We start from the raw sequence: 2,792 nt of genomic DNA, 5'->3' as shown, positions 1-2,792 counted from the left end.
GCCTGGAATCAAAGAGCGATCAGTCGTGCCGCTCATTGTTCCGGCAGGCTCCACGGCAATCCGAATCGGCGAAGGTGGACGCGGCTGGGAATGGACAATTCCGGCGTAGGACTTCGCTAGTTCCATCGAGACTTCTGTGGGCTCGCGCCGGAGCATTCGGGCGTCCGGATCGTCTCGCCACAGCGCCGGCAGTAGTGCGTCCGATGGCCGCCGTTGTGAGCGGTCGTGCAGCCGCAGACCTCCCAGCCGACGAGGCATGTGTTCGCCGCCAGTGGATGCCCGTTCGGGCAGCGTTGTGGGGCTCGTTCCGTCGACCGCATTCTCTAAGATTCGCACACCTGTTCGACGAGTGGTAGCGTCGGTTCCGCGGGGTCCGGAGGGTAAGGGAAGACCAGCCGGGCCCTGCCAATCGATGTGTTTACGGCATTCCAGAAGCGGATATAATTCCTTTGCTGCGGCGATTCTGAGTGGGTCAGTTCAGCCGCGCAAGGCCTGCCCTCCGGCTGTCCATTCGCCGGGGGTGGGCCCTCCCTTACAAGGCTGAGAGCGGCCTCCATACTCCTCCTGAGGGTTGGGCCGCGCTCATCCGTTTGGTGGATTTCTGTCCGATTCGCTCGTTTGCTTAATGCTTGCCAAATACGTTCGAGGGGTCGGATTCAATCGAGGGGTCGGATCCGGCTTGCGGTTGGTCATTCGTGTTGTGTGCTCGACGCGGGTGGCGTTCGACGGGACCCGGTCACACCTGGCCAGGCCGGGTCCCCACGCAAACAACATCATTCCAACAGTCCGAGGTCCTTCTCCCACCGCGCCTACAGTCCGCCCCGCGGGTCGCAAGGTAAGGGCAGGCCAGCACGGCCGCGCTCAGACATGCACCGGATCGCGCGCCGAAGTAGTATCGCCGGTGCGCGTTGCACCCCCCGCGACGCGTACCCGGCCCGCTCGACGAGTCCCCCCGATTTAGCTCGGGCGGGCCACCTTATGGACTGTGCGTCTATTCCTTAGTCGAATTTGGGCGCACAAAGCCCGAGAACTGCGTGTCGAGACTGGGGAGTGGTGCGACACGCGCGCCCACCGAGTTGCGGCACAAGAAATGCTCGGTGGGCACCTCCTCGATGATCAGCGGGTTAGTCCCTCCTTCGGTAAAATCAGATCGGCATCCGGCCTCCAACGTCGATGCACGCCTCACCCACAATGTGGTCACGCGCAGGTCGAGTGAGGCAACCAATCTGGTCCGCCCGGTCGTTGCTGACTAGCGAACGGGCGGACCGCCCATGTTTGCAAAGCGAACGGCCGGGGCACCTCCGGTTTGGTCCGCCGGAACGAACCCCACCTGATCTCCGGCGGACCACTGATCTGCGTGTCGAACTTTCATCGGTCCCGACACGCATGGTCCGCCGACTGGATGTTCACAGCTACCGTCGGCGGACCACCAAGACCGCGCGCCCGTCCCCGACAGTTCGAGCGCGCCGCCCACCGAGCTGCGATCACACTCCGCGCCGGTGGGCGTTTGGCTACCTCTCACACTCGGCACGCTGACCCACTCCGGCCCTTGATAGTGCGCCCAGCGACGACTTTCGCGCCAACCTTAGGGAAGAGAACCACCAGGGCCGCCGTCGACCCACCTAATAGCCTGTGAGCCATTCTACGGGCGGTTCCCCCACTCAAAGATGTTGTAACTCATTGCGGCACAATTGGAATCGAAACCAATTGCCCGCCCGGAAAGGTTGCAATCATCCGTTTTGTACGGTAGATTAAATCTTGTCAGGCTACAGGGGCCAGGCAAACAATTGCAGAGTGGAGATGATGTGGACTGGTTTGATCGGTCAATCACCATCGTGGCGCTTCTCGTAGGGCTGTACAGCCTCTACCTGCAACGCCAGACCCCGCCGGGTAAGCACCGGAGAAAGGGGAAGGATGGATAGTTGATCGGAGCCGGGAGTGCTAGCGACACCCCCGGTTCCACCAACCAGTATCCCATCATCGACACGCAGGGAAAGGATGAACCATGACAAGAGCTGAAGGCCTCGGCATTCTCGCTGTCGTTCTCATGGCGATCGCGCTTGTGATCGGGATCGTGAACGGGCGTAGCGGAGTCGAACTCGGAATCTACGTCGCATTATTGGTGCTGTTCATTGGCCTCAATGGCCGACTCGCATGGAAGCGTCGGCATGGCGCAGCGTAAGACGGCGCGCTTCCTGTCCAAGCGTCAGTTCGCCGAGCGGATCGGCGCCAAGGATCCGACGCTGAGCGGGTACAACCTGCCTGAGCCGGACGTAACGATCGGACCGGTAAACGCTGACGGTTCTCTGCCTCGTGGAACATTCGCCGGGTGGACCGAGAAGACGATCGACGAATGGCAGGCCGACCGTCCGGGGCACGGTGGCCGGCCGCCAAACGCGAGGAAGGGCGCTCGATGAATGGCTCGGCAACGTACCGGATAGTCGAAGGTGAGCCGATACCTGAGGGCACCCGAGTTGCGTTCACCGCGGGGGATGGGCTCGTAGTCGACGCGCCCGGAACTGTCACTCGCTACTACAGCGTCAGCCGCCCAATCGTCGAGGTTGTGCTTGACGACGGAAGCCACTGGCTCGCGCAGCCGTGGCACTTGAAGGTGATTCCCGACGAGATCTGAGGAGGAGTTGGGCCCAGCCCGGCCACCAATCTGCGCTCTTCCATGGAGGGTGACATGCAGCACACGCCGCTGCCGGACCCCCTCGCTACGATCAGTAACACACAAAATCGGCGCGGCCCCGACGATCAGCGAAGATCCCGAAGAGCGAACCGTACGGTTC

At 62.2% G+C, this 2,792-nt stretch carries 2 protein-coding genes; both read left to right on the top strand.

The annotated features are described in order from the left end of the window. Positions 1 to 2,005: 2,005 nt before the first annotated feature. Positions 2,006 to 2,182: a hypothetical protein gene (locus tag AC1D1Y_RS25860; RefSeq protein ID WP_158304203.1), complete on the top strand. Its 177-nt coding sequence runs from the start codon at positions 2,006 to 2,008 to the stop codon at positions 2,180 to 2,182. Continuing rightward, on the top strand, positions 2,169 to 2,417 hold the full coding sequence (locus tag AC1D1Y_RS25855; protein ID WP_477684873.1) for a hypothetical protein: 249 nt from the start codon (positions 2,169 to 2,171) through the stop codon (positions 2,415 to 2,417). Before AC1D1Y_RS25860 ends, AC1D1Y_RS25855 begins: the two co-directional genes overlap by 14 nt. Positions 2,418 to 2,792 lie beyond the last annotated feature (375 nt).

This window comes from Polaromonas sp. P1_G1 (genome assembly GCF_056405595.1).
This window is presented reverse-complemented; position numbering and strand designations above follow the sequence as displayed.

Excerpts from the sequence above, each read along its gene's own strand:
- AC1D1Y_RS25860 (WP_158304203.1), top strand. The coding sequence starts at position 2,006 with ATGACAAGAGCTGAAGGCCTCGGCATTCTCGCTGTCGTTCTCATGGCG.
- AC1D1Y_RS25855 (WP_477684873.1), top strand. The coding sequence starts at position 2,169 with ATGGCGCAGCGTAAGACGGCGCGCTTCCTGTCCAAGCGTCAGTTCGCC.